Consider the following 16,621-nt stretch of genomic DNA (forward strand, 5'->3'; position numbering starts at 1 on the left):
GGACTCATCTGGAGGTAGATTTTTGACCATAGGTCGTCGGCCAGGAGTAGGCTGAACGGCACAACAATCGTTTGGCACAGGAGGCCATTGATGAAGCGCGCTATTCTACCGGCGATTATCCTGACTGCGCTCTGGGTAAATGTCGGGTATGCAGATAATCAGTCTGCGGCATCTATCCCCGCATCGGGCTCGCCGGGCACCGCTACACCGACGCCGTATCCCCAGGTCGTTCCGCCGGGACCTGCACTCATAAACGGTACCCAGGGCGACGGGGCATTGCTGCCCAAAGTCGAACTGCCACAGCCGCCCAAAGGGCAGCCGGTGCCTGAGCAGGATCCGAATATTCCTACGCCTATGCCGGCTCGGCCTAAATAGCCTATTGAACGTCTGTGGACCACGAGTGGTGAAAGGGCTGTGTATCCCTGCAGGCGCAATCCCGGTGGGGGATATTGGTCTGCATACACTATTCCCGTGCAGACTGTGTGAAAACGTAGCGAGCGACGGCAAGACAAGGCAAAAACAGGCGAAAAAGCGGAGTCTAGGTGTTCTTAATGAGCATTTTTCGCCTGTTTTTAACGCAGTGTTGCCGAGCGCAGTAGTTTTCACACAGTCTGCGTGGGAGCGAATTCATTCGCGAAGGGGCCGTTCCTGAAAAGAATTCTGGGCTGACACACCGCTTTCGCGAATGAATTCGCTCCCACATTTAAAGCCAGTTTCTGCTCAGACGTTGCGAATTACTTGAGACAAACAACTAAACCTGCTGCGCCAATAACTGGCCATCAACCATGCGCAGGCGTTTGGACAGCGACGTTGCCAGCGCACGGATGATCTTCGCAGCAACCCGGGGCGCTTCATCGAGCATTTTTTCCAGCGCGTCCCGGCCCAGATTCAGCAACTGACAATCGGTTGCGGCGATGCAACTGGCCGAGCGACGTTCGCCATCCAGCACAGCCATTTCGCCAAATGCCCGGCCACGACGCAACACGGCGATTTCCACCGTCTGCCCATCAGGGTTGAGTTTCTGCACCGAGACCGTGCCCAAATGGATGATGCTCATGAACGAGCCCGGATCTCCTTCGCTGAAGATCGCTTCGTTCTTGGCAATCGATGCCATGTTGAAGTAGCCCGCAGCGGTCTGGAAATCAGCAGGCAGCAGTGGGTCAAACAGCCCACAGTCCATGAGCATGTCGCGGATTTCGTTATTCAGGTGTGACGGTTGTTCTGACATGGTCGGGTCTTGTTCTGGCCAATCGACGGTGTTGATGTATTTGCGCAAGGTCGGACGCTTGAAGCGTCCGACCCCACAGCTACTAAGACACGGATTTCAATCCGAGTTCATGGCTTGATCTGCAATACCTTGAAGATAAACCCGTATTCGAGTGCCACGTCACGCAAACCCTGATAGCGACCGCTCATGCCGCCGTGGCCCGCGCCCAGTTCGGTCTTGAGCAGCAGCAGGTTATCGTCGGTCTTGTTAGCCCGCAGTTTGGCCACCCACTTGGCCGCTTCCCAATACTGCACCCGGCTATCGTTGTAACCCGCGATCACCAGCATGGCCGGGTAGTGTTGGGCGCTGACGTTTTCATACGGCGCATAGGCTTTGATTCGCTCATAAACCTCTGGCTCCTGCGGGTTGCCCCACTCGTCGTACTCGGTGACGGTCAACGGCAGGTCGGGATCCAGCATGGTGTTGAGCACATCAACGAAGGGCACTTCGGCAATCGCAGCCTTGAACAGCTCGGGACGCTTGTTGACCACTGCGCCAATCAACAGGCCACCTGCGCTGCCACCACTGATCACCAGTTGTTCGGCGCTGGTGCGCTTCTCGGCGATCAAGTGTTCAGCGCAACTGATGAAGTCGTCGAAGGTGTTCTGCTTGTTTTCCTGCTTGCCGTCGCGATACCAGGCTTCACCCAGTTCGCCGCCGCCCCGCACATGAGCGATGGCAAAGGCAACGCCACGGTCCAGCAAGCTCAGGCGGGCATGGGAAAACCACGGGTCAAGGCTTTCGCCGTAGGCACCGTAGCCATACAGGTACAGCGGTGTCGGCTGGTCGGCCAGTTCACGCTTGACCACCAGGCTGATCGGCACTTGCGTACCGTCCTTGGCGGTGGCCCACAAACGCTGGCTGACGTAAGCGTCGGCATCGAAAGGGCCGAGCACCGGGGTTTCCTTGAGGACCGATTGCTCGCCGCTGGCCAGCATCAGTTGACGTACCTGAGCCGGGCGATTCAGGGACTGATAGCGCAGGCGGATTTTATCGCTGTCGAACTCAAGCGTGTCCTGCACGTAAAGGCTGTAGGCCGCGTCCGGTAACTGCACGCGATAGGCAGGCAGACCTTGCGGACGCACCTCGATGATCGGCAAGCCTCCTTCGCGCAGACTAAGGGTCAGGCCCTTGGCGTTGAGGCTCAGACCTTCAAGCATCACCGTATCGCTGTGGGGGACCAGCACTTGCCAGTCATTGCGGGTCGGTACGCCAGTGGCTTTTTGCTCAGCCTGATACAGCGCAAAGTTGATGCCGTCCTGATTGCTGCGGATCAGCCAGCTCCACACGCCATCCACCTGGCCGTGATCGATGGAATATTCGTGGCCTTCAACGCGCGGTGCCATGCACACGAATGCATGTTGCGGTTGATCAGCATCCAGCACCCAGGCTTCGCTGGTGGTTTTGCTGTCGAGCCCGAGAATCAACTGCTTTTCCGAACTGCTGCGATAGCAATGCAGGAAGAAGCGGCCGTCTGGCTCGCTGAAAACCAGATCCGCCGAGTCATCACCCAGTCGGTGGCGATACAGCTTGTGAGGGCGATGGGTATCGTCCAGTTCGCCAAAAAACAGCGTCTGGCTGTCGTTGGCCCAGGTCATGCTGCCGTCACAGTCCTCAAACGGCAGGCTGCTGACCTGACCATTGCTCAGCTCTTTGACGTAAAGCTGATAAACCTCTTCACCGGTGGTATCCAGGCTGTAGGCCAGACGCTGGTGGTCCGGGCTTATGCTGAAGGCCCCGAGGGAGAAGAAACCGCCCCCCGCCAATACATTGGGGTCGAGCAATACTTCTTCACGGCTTTCATCGATGCTCAGCGAATTGTCTGCCGGACGCGGGCAGCGGTAATGCCGGGCGTATTCGTCGCCTTCGGTGGTGCGGGTGTAATACAGATACGGTCCCCAAGGGGAGGGCAGCGACAGGTCGGTTTCAAGAATGCGGCCTTTGATCTCCTGAAACAGTGTCTCGCGTAGCGCTTCCTGATCCGCAAGCTGTGTCTGCTGCCAGGCGTTTTCCGCCTTGAGGTAGTCGAGAACTTCCTCAGTGTCGCGGTTTTGCAGCCAGGCGTAAGGATCTGCGCCATCGGCTTTGCGGGCGAGGGGGGCAGTTGATGCTGAATTCGATAAGGTCATGCAGGGCTCTCTCGTGGAGGCGCCTGGCGCAAGCGGAAAAAACGAAAAGCCGCTGCACCGGACTAATACTCAAGCCGGACAAGCCGGGTTGGCGAAAAGCCGTTATCATAAGCGCCTCTTTACCTGCCTTACCACGGATGTCATGACCGAGAACGACTATACGATCGCCTGGGGGCTCTACGCTTTTGCTGCGTTGGGCTGTCTGCTGGTTTGGTTTCTGGCGACCCGCTGGATGTGGCGTTACCTGCGCGAGCCGCTGGTGGTGATCGTTGCGGTGTTGCTGTTTACACCGACGATGATCGACGCCACCAAGGAAATTTACGCGCCTGCTGTCGCCATCACCGCCCTTGACCTGTTGTTCAAGGTGGGCAGTAACGTCTGGAACGCGCTGTCTGACCTGGCCATGTACGGCCTGATTGCCCTTGTGGTTTACGTGCTGTTCGCGCTGATTCGCTGGCCGCTGGAAAAAAGCTGGAAAGCTCGCCATCCGGAAAAGCCGGTCCAGCCTGAAAACCCGGCTGACGCCGAAGACGACGATGAACCTTTTTCCGGGACTGACCGCAATACGCGTAAACCGGCGGCTCCCGCAGTCAATACCAGCAGCCGTTCGCGAGTCGAACCGCGCCTTTGAATCCTCCTCCGGCGCTTGTGTCGCCATGCTGCTGAACGTTTGCAATCGAGAACCTGAGCATGTGTGAACTACTGGGCATGAGCGCCAATGTCCCGACTGACATCGTTTTCAGCTTTACCGGCCTGATACAGCGCGGCGGGCGTACCGGCCCGCATCGTGATGGTTGGGGGATCGGCTTTTACGAAGGCCGTGGCTTGCGCTTGTTCCAGGACCCTGCGGCCAGCAGCGAGTCGGAAATTGCCCAATTGGTGCAGCGTTATCCCATCAAAAGCGAAGTGGTGATTGGCCACATCCGTCAGGCCAATGTCGGTCGCGTATGCCTGTCCAATACCCATCCTTTTGTACGCGAGCTCTGGGGCCGCAACTGGTGTTTTGCTCATAACGGCCAGTTGGCGGAATTCGGTCCCCTGGCGACGTTCTATCGCCCGGTGGGTGACACCGACAGCGAGGCGGCCTTCTGCGATTTGCTTAACCGCGTGCGTGAAGCGTTCCCTGAGCCGGTAGAAGTCGAAGAACTGCTGCCGTCGCTGGTCGAGGCGTGCAGTCACTATCGCAGCAAGGGTGTGTTTAACTGCTTGCTCAGTGATGGCGACTGGCTGTTTTGCTTTTGCAGTACCAAACTGGCTCATATCACCCGTCGCGCTCCGTTTGGTCCGGCACGGCTGAAGGATGTCGATGTTATCGTCGATTTTCAGGCTGAAACGACACCCAATGACGTGGTGACCGTGATTGCGACAGAACCGTTGACCGAGAACGAAAACTGGAACCGCTACGAACCGGGTCAGTGGGCGCTCTGGCGGCGGGGTGAGTGTGTGGCGAGCGGCAATACCTGATTTTTCTGAACCTGGCTTATGTGGGAGCTCCTACAGAAGGTATTTCAATTCGATATCTGTGGTTTGTCTGAGAGGGATCTAAATGCTGCGAAGTTATCTGCGATTGGTCTTGTTCACAGCGGGCCTGTTGTTCGGGGTTCAGATACCGGGTTTCATCAGCGATTACGGCAAGCGGGTCGAGGCGCATCTGCTTGAGGCTCAACAGAGCGTGCGAGGCTATAACGCGACTGCGCAGCAGTTCTTCAAAGGCGATGTGCAGGCGTTGATTCAGCACTACCGCAACAGTGAGGACCCGGTGTTCCGTAGCGACGCCGATACCATCAACACGCTCTTGACCCGCACCCAGGTCCTGGAGCGTGAATGGCTGGCAATGCAAGGTCCGTGGTATGCCCGGGCGATTCATGTCGCAGTGGCCGCCGATGCCGATATTCGCAGCGAGACCTGGAATGGTTACACCTGGCAGGTGTTGCTGGCACCCGACGTTATTGCGTGGGGTATCGTCAGCGCGCTGTTGCTGGCGTTCCTGATCGAAAGCTTCTTCCTGATGATCAACTGGGTCGTCAACGGCGGTCGTCGCAAGCATCGTCCGGAGCGGGACTGGCGCTGATCAGGAGTCGCGGTAAGCGTTACAGTGGGAGCGAATTCATTCGCGAAGGCGGCACTCCAGGCGATACATGGGCTCTGGATGTACCGACCTCTTCGCGAATGAATTCGCTCCCACGGGAATTTTGTTTGTAGGCTAACCTGGAGCTCCCTGCGGTATCGGCTCTGCTGCGCAACAGTGCTACTTCGACAAAAACCTCATCCCTTCTTCCAGTCCTCGCAACGTCAGCGGATACATCTGATCTTCGATCAAATCCCGCACGATATTGGTCGACGTCGTGTAGGCCCAGGCGTCTTTTGGGTAGGGGTTGATCCAGATGAGTTTCTTGAACTTGGCGGTAAAGCGCTGCATCCACAAGTAGCCCGGTTCTTCGTTCCAGTGTTCGACACTGCCGCCCGCCTGGGTGATTTCATAGGGCGCCATGGCGGCATCGCCGATGAAGATCACTTTGTAGTCCGCGCCGTATTTATGCAGCAAGTCCTGGGTCGAGAAACGCTCCGAGCCTCGGCGCATGTTGTTCTTCCACACCGATTCATAGATGAAGTTGTGGAAGTAGAAGTACTCCAGATGCTTGAACTCGGTTTTGCATGCCGAGAACAGCTCCTCACAGACTTTGACGTGGGCATCCATCGAGCCGCCGATATCGAACAGCAGCAACAGCTTGATGGTGTTGCGTCGTTCGGGGCGCATCTGGATATTCAGCAGACCCGCGTCGCGAGCGGTGTGGTCAATAGTGCCGTCGATGTCCAGTTCTTCTGCCGCGCCCTGACGGGCGAATTTGCGCAGGCGGCGCAGGGCAATCTTGATGTTGCGCGTGCCCAGCTCCACTTGATCATCGAGGTTCTTGTATTCCCGCTGATCCCAGACCTTGACCGCTTTGCCTTTGCGCTCGCCAGCGTCGCCAACCCTGATGCCTTCCGGGTTATAGCCGCCGGAGCCGAACGGACTGGTGCCACCCGTACCGATCCATTTGTTGCCGCCAGCATGACGTTCCTTTTGCTCTTCCAGACGCTTCTTGAATTCTTCGATCAGCTTGTCGAGCCCACCCAGTGACTGGATTTGCGCCCGCTCTTCATCCGTCAGCGAGCGCTCGAACTCCTTGCGCAACCAGTCTTCGGGGATCAGCGCCTTGAGATGGTCGTCGAGCTTTTCCAGGCCATTGAAATACGCGCTGAACGCTCGGTCAAACTTGTCGAAATGCCGCTCGTCCTTGACCAGAATCGTCCGGGCCAAAAAATAGAACTCGTCCATGTCGGCGAAGGTGACACGTTGTTTCAGCGCGTTGATCAGGTCCAGCAGCTCACGTACCGAGACCGGCACCTTGGCGGCGCGCATTTCGTTGAACAGATTGAGGAGCATGGTCTCTCCGGAGTCAGCGGTTGCCGCGACGGCTCATGAATGCCAAGCGCTCAAGTAGCTGCACATCCTGCTCATTTTTAACCAGCGCACCGGCCAATGGCGGAATGGCCTTGGTCGGATCGCGCTCGCGAAGCACGGCTTCTCCGATGTTGTCGGCCATCAGCAGTTTCAGCCAGTCCACCAGCTCTGAGGTTGAAGGCTTTTTCTTCAGGCCCGGCACTTTGCGCACATCGAAGAACACGTCCAGCGCTTCGCTGACCAGGTCTTTCTTGATGTCCGGGTAATGCACGTCGACGATCTTTTGCAGCGTCGCCCGGTCCGGAAAAGCGATGTAGTGAAAGAAGCAGCGACGCAGGAAAGCGTCCGGCAGCTCTTTTTCGTTGTTGGAGGTAATGATAATGATCGGCCGGACTTTGGCCTTGATAGTCTCGTCGGTCTCGTAGACGTAGAACTCCATCTTGTCGAGTTCTTGCAGCAGGTCGTTGGGGAATTCGATGTCGGCCTTGTCGATTTCGTCGATCAGCAGAATGACCCGTTCTTCGGCTTCGAAGGCTTCCCAGAGTTTGCCTTTCTTGAGGTAGTTACGCACATCGTGGACTTTATCCACGCTCAGTTGCGAATCCCGCAGGCGGCTGACCGCATCGTATTCATACAGGCCTTGATGGGCCTTGGTGGTGGATTTGATGTGCCAGGTAATCAGCTTCGCGCCGAAGGATTCAGCCAGTTGCTCGGCGAGCATGGTTTTACCGGTGCCGGGTTCGCCCTTGACCAGCAGCGGGCGCTCCAAGGTAATGGCCGCGTTGACCGCCAGCTTGAGGTCGTCGGTGGCGACGTATGCGCGGGTGCCTTCAAACTTCATCGGTAAATCCTCGATAAACAATGCGCGGACTATAGCGCGCAGGTCTGGCGGCTGTGAATGTGGGGCGGGTATTCATTGATTGAATGGCGAGGTTGGTGCGGGTCCTACGGGACTGCGTACGCTCTGTGGAAGCGAATTCATTCGCGAAGGGGCCTGTACATCCGCAGCCTATGTATCATCTGAAATGCCGCCTTCCCGAATAAATTCGGTCCCACCGGTTCGCTGTGGCCAAGAGCATAAATTCGCTTCCACAGGAATCGCGTTCGCCCCGCGCAAAATTACCCTTTGCTGTTGTCATACCGCGCATTGAACGCCTGCACGAACGCATTCTTCAGGATCTGCAGGAATGCCTGAAACGCGCTGACATCCTGGTTGTGCACGCTCCCGCTCAGTTCAACCCGGGTAGCAAACTGGTTTTCGCTCTGGTTCTTGAGCACGGTTTCGCCGCCGCCCACCACGGCTTCCCAGATGGACCGAAAGAAGCCTTTGTTCTGGTTTTCGACATCCTGCTTCCAGTTGAAGACTTCAACATCGCGCAGCAGCGGTTTGATGTAACCACTCAACTGGCCTTTATTCGCTTGAGCTTCGATCACCAGATCGCCTTGCCCTGCATTGAAGTCGAAGTTGCCGTAGGCGGATGCAAAGTCATTCAAGCGCTTGAGCTGAATGCCGGTGGCACGCAGGCGCAAGTCAAAATCCTCGAAGTTGCTGAACGGATCGAAAGTCGCGGACCCTTCCATTTTGGCGTGACCTTCGAGCAGCGCCTTGCCTTCGAAGCGGGCATCGCGATTGCCTTTTACGTCCTCGACGTTCGTCAGGTTATAGAGACTGGCGTTGAGCGAGTCGGCCTCGATCTTCACTTTCGGCGTCGTGCTGAAGTTGTTGAAGGTGATCTTGCCATCATTGATGCGGACTTCGTTGAGGGTAATCGGCAGCAGCTTGTTTATTTGCTCCTGCCAGTCTGTGCCCTGACCCGTCTGTGACGCCTGCTTGTTTTTGCCGCCGTCGACGAAGTTGACCTCAGGTTGAGCGAATATCATCTCGGCAACCACCGCATGGTCGTACCAGAGATGTTTCCAGCTCACTGCCAAATCGATGACCGGTACTTTGACGAATGGCACTGGTACCTTGCCGTCCACCTTGACGATGTTCAAACCGTTGATTCGGTAAGCGCCGCGCCACAGGGCCAGATCGACATCCGTGACCTGGCCGCGGTAGTCGCCCATGTCGGCGAGCTTGTCGTTGAGGTAGTTGCGGACCAGCAAGGGCAGGGTGATATGCACTGCGATCAACAGCACGATAATCCCGGCCAGGGTCCAGAGTGGCCAGCTATAGCGACGTTTCATGGCAAGGGTCTCAAGTTGCGATGAGTTGTTGACTCCTTGCATCCGCATCCGTTCGCTGCGACTGGACGCATGCAGGTCATGAGGCATAGGCTTCCAACTCTCTGACATCTGATGAACGTGCACAAGGACACCGCCATGAGCCGTATCTACGCTGACAACGCCCACTCGATCGGCAACACCCCACTGGTGCAGATCAACCGTATCGCCCCCCGTGGAGTCACGATTCTGGCCAAGATCGAGGGCCGCAATCCGGGCTACTCGGTGAAATGCCGGATCGGTGCCAATATGATCTGGGACGCTGAAAGCAAGGGCAAACTCAAGCCCGGCATGACTATCGTCGAACCTACCTCCGGCAACACCGGCATCGGCCTTGCATTTGTCGCCGCAGCACGCGGCTACAAGCTGATGCTGACCATGCCCGCGTCCATGAGCATCGAACGCCGTAAAGTTCTCAAGGCATTGGGTGCCGAACTGGTTTTGACCGAGCCCGCCAAAGGCATGAAAGGCGCTATCGAGAAGGCCGAAGAACTGCTGGCCGGCGATCCTGAAAAATTCTTCATGCCAGCCCAGTTCGAAAACCCGGCCAACCCGGCAATCCATGAAAAAACCACCGGTCCGGAGATCTGGAACGATACGGATGGCGCGGTCGATGTGCTGGTCGCGGGTGTCGGCACCGGCGGCACGATCACAGGGGTTTCTCGCTACATCAAGAACACCGCAGGCAAACCGATTCTGTCTGTTGCCGTGGAACCTATGGTTTCGCCGATCATTACTCAGGCGCTGGCGGGTCAGGAAATCAAGCCAAGCCCGCATAAAATCCAGGGTATTGGCGCTGGCTTCATTCCCAAGAACCTTGACCTGTCCCTCGTCGACCGGGTGGAACTGGTCAGTGACGAAGAAGCCAAAGCCATGGCCCTGCGCTTGATGCAGGAAGAGGGCATTCTTTGCGGTATTTCCTGTGGTGCCGCCATGGCTGCAGCGGTACGCATGGCGGAAACCCCGGAAATGCAGGGAAAAACCATCGTCGTGGTCCTGCCCGATTCGGGCGAGCGTTACCTGTCGAGCATGCTCTTCAGTGACCTGTTTACTGATCAGGAGCTGCAGCAGTAAGACCTCGTTTGCACCGCGCTGCTTCTTGTCAGGTCGGCGAGGGTTTATGATGCCCGGCTGGCGAACCATCTACAGGATGGTTCGCCTTCACGCATGATTATCACGGCAAGACGTACAGCGGTAAGCAAGGAGAGTTAGATGACGTTTTCATTGGCTGCCAAGGTATCGATCCTGATGCTTTTCGTGTGCAGCACGCTGTATGTGCATTTGCGTGGCAAGGCGCGATTGCCGTTGTTGCGTCAGTTCGTCAATCATTCGGCGTTGTTCGCTCCTTATAACGCCCTGATGTACCTGTTTTCCCGCGTGCCGTCCAAGCCGTATCTGGACCGCAGCGCGTTCCCCGAACTGGATGTGCTCAAGGATAACTGGCAGACCATTCGCGAAGAGGCCATGCACCTGTTCGACGAGGGTTATATTCGGGCTGCCGAGAAGAATAACGATGCCGGTTTCGGTTCGTTCTTCAAGAAGGGCTGGAAGCGTTTTTACCTGAAGTGGTACGACAAAGCCTTGCCGTCCGCTGAGGCCCTGTGTCCGAAGACTGTCGCACTGGTCAACTCCATCCCCAACGTTAAGGGCGCGATGTTCGCTCTGCTACCCGGTGACAGCCACCTGAACCCCCACCGCGACCCGTTTGCCGGTTCGCTGCGTTATCACTTGGGGCTGTCCACACCTAACTCGGATGATTGCCGGATCTACGTGGATGGTCAGGTCTATGCCTGGCGTGATGGCGAAGACGTCATGTTCGACGAAACCTATGTGCATTGGGTCAAGAACGAGACTGACGTGACCCGCGTGATCCTGTTCTGCGACATTGAACGGCCGTTGCGTTCACGCATCATGACCCGCCTCAATCGTTGGGTCAGCGCATTTCTCGGCCGTGCAACAGCGCCGCAGAACACCGACGATGAACGCGTAGGCGGAATCAACCAGGCCTATGCCTGGAGCAAGCGCTTCAGTGACACCTTCAGCGGCAAGGTCAAGCAGTTCAAACGCAAGAACCCGAAAGCCTACCGGGTGTTGCGCCCGGTGCTGGCGGTGGGGGTGCTTACGTTGTTGGGGTATTGGTTGTTTGGTTGACCCCCTGTAGGAGCTAACTTGTTGGCGAGACAATTTCCCGGTTTACACAGGTCTTACGTCTCGCCAACAAGTTGGCTCCTACAGCGGTAGCGTCAGCTTCATGTCCTCACCACCGCCGCAGGCCGCAACACCAGCCACAGCGACACCGCAATCAGCACGCCGCCGTAGACGTGCACCATCGACAGCGGCTCATCCAGAAACAAAGCCCCCCATAGCACGCCGAACGGCGGAATCATGAACGTGACCGTCATTGAACTGAGCGGGCCGATGCTGCTCATCAGGCGGAAATACAGGATGTAGGCCAGAGCGGTGCAAACGAGGCCCAGACCCAGCAGCGATGCCCAGACACTGACGCCACCCCAACTGGCAGGCGGGTCGGTGAAGACGCGATAGCCGAAAAAAGGCAGCAGCAACAAAGTTGCGCCAAGCATGCTGCCCAGTGCTGAAAGACGACTGTCCAGTCCGCCCTGACGGTCCAGCCAGCGGCGGGTCAGGAAGCCGGCGAACGCGTAACACGTGGTCGCCAGCAGGCAGGCGAGGGCACCCATCAACAGCTCAAGGTTGAAGGCCACCGGTCCTGCACGCGTCAGGATGCCGACACCGACCAACCCCAGGAAGACGCCGCAGACCTTCACTGCCGAGAGCTTCTCACTGAAGAACAATCCGCCTACCAGTACGCCCATCAATGGGGTCGTGGCATTGAAAATCGACGAGTAACCGGCAGGCAGCGTTTGCGCTGCAATCGAGTAAAGCGTCGCTGGCAGCCCTGAGTTGATCACCCCCAGCAGCATGCAGGTCTTGAGCTTGCCACGAAAATCCAGGTGCACGCGCATCAACAGGAAAATGATCAGCAGGCCTGCTGCGGCAATGGACACACGAAAAAAGGCAGTCGGCACGCTGCCCAATACGGGCGCAACAATGCGCATGAACAGAAAGCTCGCGCCCCAGATGGCGGCGAGCACCAGCAGGTTGACGATATCGGCAGGTTTCATGAAAGGTCCTTCTTGTTAGAAGGGCGGGAGTTTTACCGGGAGATGGATGCTGTTGCAATGGTTTGTAACGTTATTGGCAATTGTCTGATTTCGATGTCGCGCTACCGCACGTAACTGGTAATAAAACCTGATAACTCGTCATACAACTGTGTGAAATTGTTAAACATTTAATACTTCAAATTATCGATATCCGGTCATTAATTTATTCTCTCCTCTGCCGACACAACGTATTAGGTTGCCGCAACGCAGTCAACGCTGCCAGGTGACTTTAATCCAACGCCAATGTATTGGCTTCATGTCTTGGAGGGCCCGTATTTCAAGGGCCTCAGCAATCGCCATGAAAAATACAAATCTATTAAAACTATCGCATTCCACCGTTTTAATCGGTTTGTGATCGGAGAGGAAGTGTCGTGATGGCTTTGAAGTTTCGTCATAAAATTCTGCTGGCTGCCTCGATCATCGTGGTATTGGCGTTCGCGTTATTCACGCTGTACAACGATTATCTGCAGCGCAATACGATTACCAAAAACCTTGAAAACTCGGTGGCTCAAGCCGGTGAGCTGACAGCGACTGGCATTCAGAGCTGGTTGAGCGGACGCATTCTTATTCTGGAAAACCTGGGGCAAAACGTTGCCCGACAAGGGACCAAGAGTGATCTGGGCGGCCTGGTAGGCCAACCGTCGCTGACGTCGACGTTCCAGTTCACTTACATCGGTGATACCGAGGGCGTGTTCACTCAACGACCTGACGCCGAAATGCCTGCCGGGTACGACCCTCGCAAGCGTCCCTGGTACACCTCGACGGTAACCGCCGACAAGACCATCATCAGCGCGCCTTACCTGGCCTCGGTAGGTGGATTGGTGGTGACCATCGCCAGTCCGATCAAGATCAATGGCAAGCTTGCGGGTGTTGCAGGCGGCGACCTGAGCCTGGAGACCCTGGTCAAAATCGTTAACTCGGTAGAGTTCGGCGGTCTGGGGCATGCCTTCCTGGTCAGCGGCGACGGACAAGTCATCGTCAGCCCGGACAAAGACCAGGTGATGAAAAATCTTAAGGACATCTATCCAGGCCAAACCCTGACCCTGGACAAGAAGTTGCGTGAAGTCACCCTCAACGGCCAGCAACGCTTGCTGTCGTTTGCCCCGATCAGTGGGTTGCCGGGTGCGGACTGGTACATCGGACTGTCGATCGATAAAGATAAAGCCTACGCGCCGCTGGGCGAATTCCGGACCTCAGCGCTTATTGCAATGGTGGTGGCCGTCATCGTGATCGCCTTGCTGTTGAGCCTTCTGATCAGTGCGCTGATGCGTCCGCTGACAGCGATGGGCCGTGCCATGCAGGACATCGCGCAGGGTGAGGGTGATCTGACCCGCCGCCTGAGCATTCAGGGCAAGGATGAATTTGCCGAGTTGGGTGGTTCGTTCAACCAATTCGTCGAGCGCGTACATGCGTCCATTTCGGAAGTCTCTTCGGCGACGCTGCTGGTTCATGACCTGTCGCAACGGGTAGAGCAGTCGTCCAATTCCTCGATACTTGGTTTTGACGAGCAGAGCGCCCGGACCAACAGCGTGGCCGCCGCGATCAATGAACTTGGCGCTGCGACTCAGGAGATTGCCCGCAACGCTTCCGATGCTTCCGCTCAGGCCAGTCAGGCCCGCGAACAGGCCGAAGACAGCCGCGCAGTGGTGGAAAAAACCATTCAGGCAATGACCGGTCTTTCCTCCAAAATCAGCGATTCCTGCACGCAAATCGAAACCCTGAACACCAGCACTGAAAACATCGGGCAGATTCTCGACGTGATCAAAAGCATCTCGCAGCAGACGAATTTGCTGGCGCTCAATGCCGCAATCGAGGCCGCGCGTGCGGGTGAAGCCGGTCGTGGCTTTGCGGTGGTAGCCGATGAAGTACGTAACCTGGCGCACCGCACTCAAGAGTCTGCCGATCAGGTGCACAAGATGATCGGCGAGTTGCAGCAGGGCTCTCATGACGCCGTGGAGAACATGAACCAGAGTCAGGCCAGCAGCCGCGACAGCGTTGACGTCGCCAATCAGGCGGGCATTCGACTGACCAGCGTCACCCAGCGCATCAGCGAAATCGACGGTATGAATCAGTCAGTGGCGGCTGCCACTGAAGAGCAGACCGCCGTGGTGGAAACACTCAACGTCGATATCAGCCAGATCAACATGCTGAACCAGCAGGGCGTCGCCAACCTCAACGAAACCCTGTCCGACTGCGCCGCGCTTTCGCAACAGGCAGGTCGTCTGAAACAGTTGGTGGCAAGCTTCAAGATCTGACCGATCCATCGGTGAATGTCAGCAAAGGCCAGCGAGCGTTGCAGTTCCTGGCCTTTTTTCAGCGCAAAGGAGAGTGCGCGATATTCAAAGACTCAGGTTTATTCGTAATCCGGAAGTTTTACTTTCTCCGAATCACGAAGGAACAGATTGGAAAATGCTTTGCGTATCATGGGTTGACCGGCAATGCGCATTGCGCCCCTGAGTAACGTCAGTCCCCCGCGAGTGTGAGGCCAGAGCATACGTGGAACAATCTTCGGAACGCCTTGGCCTTCTTTCACGAATGGCCGCATCACTCGCTCGTACGCTGCAAGCGCGGACGGCAGATCCTCAGTCCTCGACAGCTCGCCCGCCAATACGTATCCACCGACAATCGCGAGGGTGGTGCCGATACCCGACAGGGGAGTAGCGCACCAGGCAGCGTCGCCAGTCAGGACAACCCGATCGTCATACCACCGGTTCATCCTCACCTGCCGAAGGACATCAAAATAGAAATCGTCTGTCCTGGACATACCGTCGAGAATGCGCGGGAAGTGCCATCCTGCATCCGAGAATTTCTCTTGCAGGAACTGCTTCTGACGCTCGGTATCCCATTGGTTTTCACCCTCGGGTTTCTTCTGCATCCCCATGTAAACATGGACAGTGTCCTGTCGACCTGGCTTCAGCGTTGCCCCGATACCGCCAACGGTATTGTATTGACGGGCAAACACTCCATCCTCGGACGTCCTGGGGATTGCGAAGTAGGCGATAGTAATATCCATCCACTTCGGCTTGTTCTCTCCCGGGAAAACCAGTTCGCGGGTGGGTGAGCCAACCCCTTCTGCAACGATGACGAGATCGTAGCGATCGCTTGGGCTGTTCTCGAAATGCACGGTGACACCATGGGCATCCTGCTCTAGCGCCTTGATTGTTTCGTTGAAGCGATAGTTTGAACGCTGACTTGCGGGTTCATAGATCATGCTGGCGATATCGCCGCGCATTATTTCCAGCTCGGCTGTCGGCCCGTCACCCATGTCCTCGACTGCAAATCGAGCGATGGTGTTGTCATGTTCGTCGACCCAGTCCGTGCCCGCCTCACCGGTGGTGAGGTCGAGAGCCGCTTGCTCCAGCCCCATCTTTCGCAAGACCTGACGACCAGCGCCACGCACGTCTACGTTTTGCCCGCCATCGCGAAATTGAGGGGCCTTTTCTATAATGGTCACATCAAAGCCATGGCGGGAAAGCCACCAGGCTGTGGTGTTGCCTGCAATACTTGCCCCACTGATGAGGATTCTTCTGGACATGCGGATTCTCCTGTAATCCGCACTTTGTATCACGCGTGATATAAATAAACATCACGCGTGATACAAAATGTTACTCTTCCAGATTGCCGATGAAGCGCTGGAGCAACGTAACGAAAACCGTAGCCTCTTCTGGACTGAAGCCTTCCAGCCCACGTGCATTGGTGTCGAGCAAAACCTGTTTTCCCAATGCCGCCACCTCCTGACCTCGCGCTGTGATGCTCACGTTGGCAGCACGCTTGTTTGTGGCAACAACGGAACGCTGGATGAGGCCAGCAGCTTCCAGCTTGTCCAGAGTCGCAACCATTGCGGGCTGTTTGACGGCAGAGGCTTTTACAAGGTCGCGCTGAAGCATGGGGCCGCGCCAGGCAAGCCACAATAACGGGCCGAGCAGGGTTAGCGAAATACCGTGAGACCGTAACGCGGCATCGGTCGCGCGGTTGAACACGCGTTCCGCGTGATTGGCGAGATAGCCGGGAGCGACGGCGGCTTCCGGGTGGATGTCTTTATCATTCTTCATCGGAGCATTTTGTCGGATTTTGAAAGGTTCCACTACCTGCGGCCAGCGTCTAGTTTGAAACAGCGAGTCCCTTGCCCAATCTGCGTTCATGCAGCGAAACCAGAAATAGTGAAAAACTCCGAGAAAATCTACAAACCTGCATTCATCCGTTCTGAATATCGCGTAAGACTGATCCCGATCACACTCTTCTCGTCCGACAAACCTTTGATTTTCCGGCGTAATCCCTGACAATCGCGCCCCTCTTTTCTGAGGGGACGCGAAACTGCCCGGTTTATCTGACGCGTCCCTGCCATGTTGTATTAACCGGCACGGAGATTCGACCG

The 16,621-nt window shown here is 56.6% G+C and carries 15 protein-coding genes and 1 pseudogene; 8 read left to right on the plus strand and 8 right to left on the minus strand.

What is annotated here, in order from left to right:
• Positions 1–90: 90 nt before the first annotated feature.
• Positions 91–375 carry a hypothetical protein gene (locus tag RX972_RS12980; protein WP_316875857.1) on the plus strand — a complete coding sequence of 95 codons (285 nt, stop codon included), beginning with the start codon at positions 91–93 and terminating at the stop codon, positions 373–375.
• Positions 376–751: 376 nt separating this feature from the next.
• Here the strand turns inward: RX972_RS12980 and RX972_RS12985 are convergent, their stop codons facing one another.
• Both RX972_RS12985 and RX972_RS12990 read right to left on the minus strand, forming a co-directional pair.
• A complete protein-coding gene (locus tag RX972_RS12985; RefSeq protein WP_122708300.1) occupies positions 752–1,228 on the minus strand; it encodes a cyclic nucleotide-binding domain-containing protein in 477 nt (158 codons plus the stop codon).
• Positions 1,229–1,335: 107 nt separating this feature from the next.
• Positions 1,336–3,396, minus strand: coding sequence for a S9 family peptidase (locus RX972_RS12990; RefSeq protein ID WP_316875859.1), 2,061 nt, complete (start codon positions 3,394–3,396; stop codon positions 1,336–1,338).
• A 142-nt stretch (positions 3,397–3,538) separates the two neighbouring features.
• Here RX972_RS12990 and RX972_RS12995 point away from each other — a divergent pair, with 142 nt between their 5' ends.
• The 3 genes from RX972_RS12995 to RX972_RS13005 all read left to right on the plus strand — a co-directional run bounded on the left by RX972_RS12995 (position 3,539) and on the right by RX972_RS13005 (position 5,467).
• Positions 3,539–4,027 (plus strand): MFS transporter, encoded by a 489-nt coding sequence (locus RX972_RS12995; protein WP_231675570.1) that lies wholly within the window; start codon positions 3,539–3,541, stop codon positions 4,025–4,027.
• Between the two features lie 59 nt (positions 4,028–4,086).
• Complete coding sequence (locus RX972_RS13000; protein ID WP_099269106.1) at positions 4,087–4,860, plus strand: class II glutamine amidotransferase; 774 nt, start codon at positions 4,087–4,089, stop codon at positions 4,858–4,860.
• Positions 4,861–4,942: 82 nt separating this feature from the next.
• Positions 4,943–5,467: a DUF2937 family protein gene (locus tag RX972_RS13005; RefSeq protein ID WP_099269107.1), complete on the plus strand. Its 525-nt coding sequence runs from the start codon at positions 4,943–4,945 to the stop codon at positions 5,465–5,467.
• A 177-nt stretch (positions 5,468–5,644) separates the two neighbouring features.
• Here the strand turns inward: RX972_RS13005 and RX972_RS13010 are convergent, their stop codons facing one another.
• From RX972_RS13010 to RX972_RS13020, 3 genes are all read right to left on the minus strand, one after another.
• Positions 5,645–6,823 (minus strand): vWA domain-containing protein, encoded by a 1,179-nt coding sequence (locus RX972_RS13010; protein ID WP_099269108.1) that lies wholly within the window; start codon positions 6,821–6,823, stop codon positions 5,645–5,647.
• Between the two features lie 13 nt (positions 6,824–6,836).
• Positions 6,837–7,682 carry a MoxR family ATPase gene (locus RX972_RS13015; protein WP_316875863.1) on the minus strand — a complete coding sequence of 282 codons (846 nt, stop codon included), beginning with the start codon at positions 7,680–7,682 and terminating at the stop codon, positions 6,837–6,839.
• A 278-nt stretch (positions 7,683–7,960) separates the two neighbouring features.
• Positions 7,961–9,028 carry a DUF748 domain-containing protein gene (locus RX972_RS13020; RefSeq protein WP_316875865.1) on the minus strand — a complete coding sequence of 356 codons (1,068 nt, stop codon included), beginning with the start codon at positions 9,026–9,028 and terminating at the stop codon, positions 7,961–7,963.
• 135 nt (positions 9,029–9,163) lie between these two features.
• On the opposite strand from RX972_RS13020, the gene cysK reads away from it, so the two are divergent.
• Together cysK and RX972_RS13030 are read left to right on the plus strand one after the other, a co-directional pair.
• Positions 9,164–10,138, plus strand: coding sequence for a cysteine synthase A (gene cysK, locus RX972_RS13025; protein WP_027901876.1), 975 nt, complete (start codon positions 9,164–9,166; stop codon positions 10,136–10,138).
• 138 nt (positions 10,139–10,276) lie between these two features.
• Positions 10,277–11,215 (plus strand): aspartyl/asparaginyl beta-hydroxylase domain-containing protein, encoded by a 939-nt coding sequence (locus RX972_RS13030; protein WP_316875868.1) that lies wholly within the window; start codon positions 10,277–10,279, stop codon positions 11,213–11,215.
• A gap of 98 nt (positions 11,216–11,313) precedes the next feature.
• Here RX972_RS13030 and RX972_RS13035 read toward each other — a convergent pair whose 3' ends face one another.
• A complete protein-coding gene (locus tag RX972_RS13035) occupies positions 11,314–12,207 on the minus strand; it encodes a DMT family transporter (protein WP_316875870.1) in 894 nt (297 codons plus the stop codon).
• Between the two features lie 413 nt (positions 12,208–12,620).
• On the opposite strand from RX972_RS13035, the pseudogene RX972_RS29525 reads away from it, so the two are divergent.
• Both RX972_RS29525 and RX972_RS29530 read left to right on the plus strand, forming a co-directional pair.
• Positions 12,621–13,595: pseudogene (locus tag RX972_RS29525) on the plus strand (cache domain-containing protein); the annotation flags it as partial.
• Between the two features lie 180 nt (positions 13,596–13,775).
• On the plus strand, positions 13,776–14,501 hold the full coding sequence (locus RX972_RS29530) for a methyl-accepting chemotaxis protein (protein WP_373562221.1): 726 nt from the start codon (positions 13,776–13,778) through the stop codon (positions 14,499–14,501).
• A 98-nt stretch (positions 14,502–14,599) separates the two neighbouring features.
• Here the strand turns inward: RX972_RS29530 and RX972_RS13045 are convergent, their stop codons facing one another.
• Complete coding sequence (locus tag RX972_RS13045; RefSeq protein ID WP_316875873.1) at positions 14,600–15,781, minus strand: FAD-dependent monooxygenase; 1,182 nt, start codon at positions 15,779–15,781, stop codon at positions 14,600–14,602.
• Positions 15,782–15,851: 70 nt separating this feature from the next.
• On the minus strand, positions 15,852–16,388 hold the full coding sequence (locus tag RX972_RS13050) for a MarR family winged helix-turn-helix transcriptional regulator (protein ID WP_316875875.1): 537 nt from the start codon (positions 16,386–16,388) through the stop codon (positions 15,852–15,854).
• Positions 16,389–16,621: the final 233 nt, after the last annotated feature.

Source organism: Pseudomonas syringae group sp. J309-1 (assembly GCF_032582135.1).
Lineage (GTDB): Bacteria > Pseudomonadota > Gammaproteobacteria > Pseudomonadales > Pseudomonadaceae > Aquipseudomonas > Aquipseudomonas quasicaspiana.

Bases quoted from the DNA above. Each gene is read 5' to 3' on its own strand.
- cysK (WP_027901876.1), top strand. From the start codon at position 9,164: ATGAGCCGTATCTACGCTGACAACGCCCACTCGATCGGCAACACCCCA.
- RX972_RS12980 (WP_316875857.1), top strand. From the start codon at position 91: ATGAAGCGCGCTATTCTACCGGCGATTATCCTGACTGCGCTCTGGGTA.
- RX972_RS13045 (WP_316875873.1), bottom strand. From the start codon at position 15,781: ATGTCCAGAAGAATCCTCATCAGTGGGGCAAGTATTGCAGGCAACACC.
- RX972_RS12990 (WP_316875859.1), bottom strand. From the start codon at position 3,396: ATGACCTTATCGAATTCAGCATCAACTGCCCCCCTCGCCCGCAAAGCC.
- RX972_RS13010 (WP_099269108.1), bottom strand. From the start codon at position 6,823: ATGCTCCTCAATCTGTTCAACGAAATGCGCGCCGCCAAGGTGCCGGTC.
- RX972_RS13005 (WP_099269107.1), top strand. From the start codon at position 4,943: ATGCTGCGAAGTTATCTGCGATTGGTCTTGTTCACAGCGGGCCTGTTG.
- RX972_RS13050 (WP_316875875.1), bottom strand. From the start codon at position 16,388: ATGAACGCAGATTGGGCAAGGGACTCGCTGTTTCAAACTAGACGCTGG.
- RX972_RS13035 (WP_316875870.1), bottom strand. From the start codon at position 12,207: ATGAAACCTGCCGATATCGTCAACCTGCTGGTGCTCGCCGCCATCTGG.
- RX972_RS13000 (WP_099269106.1), top strand. From the start codon at position 4,087: ATGTGTGAACTACTGGGCATGAGCGCCAATGTCCCGACTGACATCGTT.
- RX972_RS13015 (WP_316875863.1), bottom strand. From the start codon at position 7,682: ATGAAGTTTGAAGGCACCCGCGCATACGTCGCCACCGACGACCTCAAG.
- RX972_RS13030 (WP_316875868.1), top strand. From the start codon at position 10,277: ATGACGTTTTCATTGGCTGCCAAGGTATCGATCCTGATGCTTTTCGTG.
- RX972_RS13020 (WP_316875865.1), bottom strand. From the start codon at position 9,028: ATGAAACGTCGCTATAGCTGGCCACTCTGGACCCTGGCCGGGATTATC.
- RX972_RS12985 (WP_122708300.1), bottom strand. From the start codon at position 1,228: ATGTCAGAACAACCGTCACACCTGAATAACGAAATCCGCGACATGCTC.
- RX972_RS12995 (WP_231675570.1), top strand. From the start codon at position 3,539: ATGACCGAGAACGACTATACGATCGCCTGGGGGCTCTACGCTTTTGCT.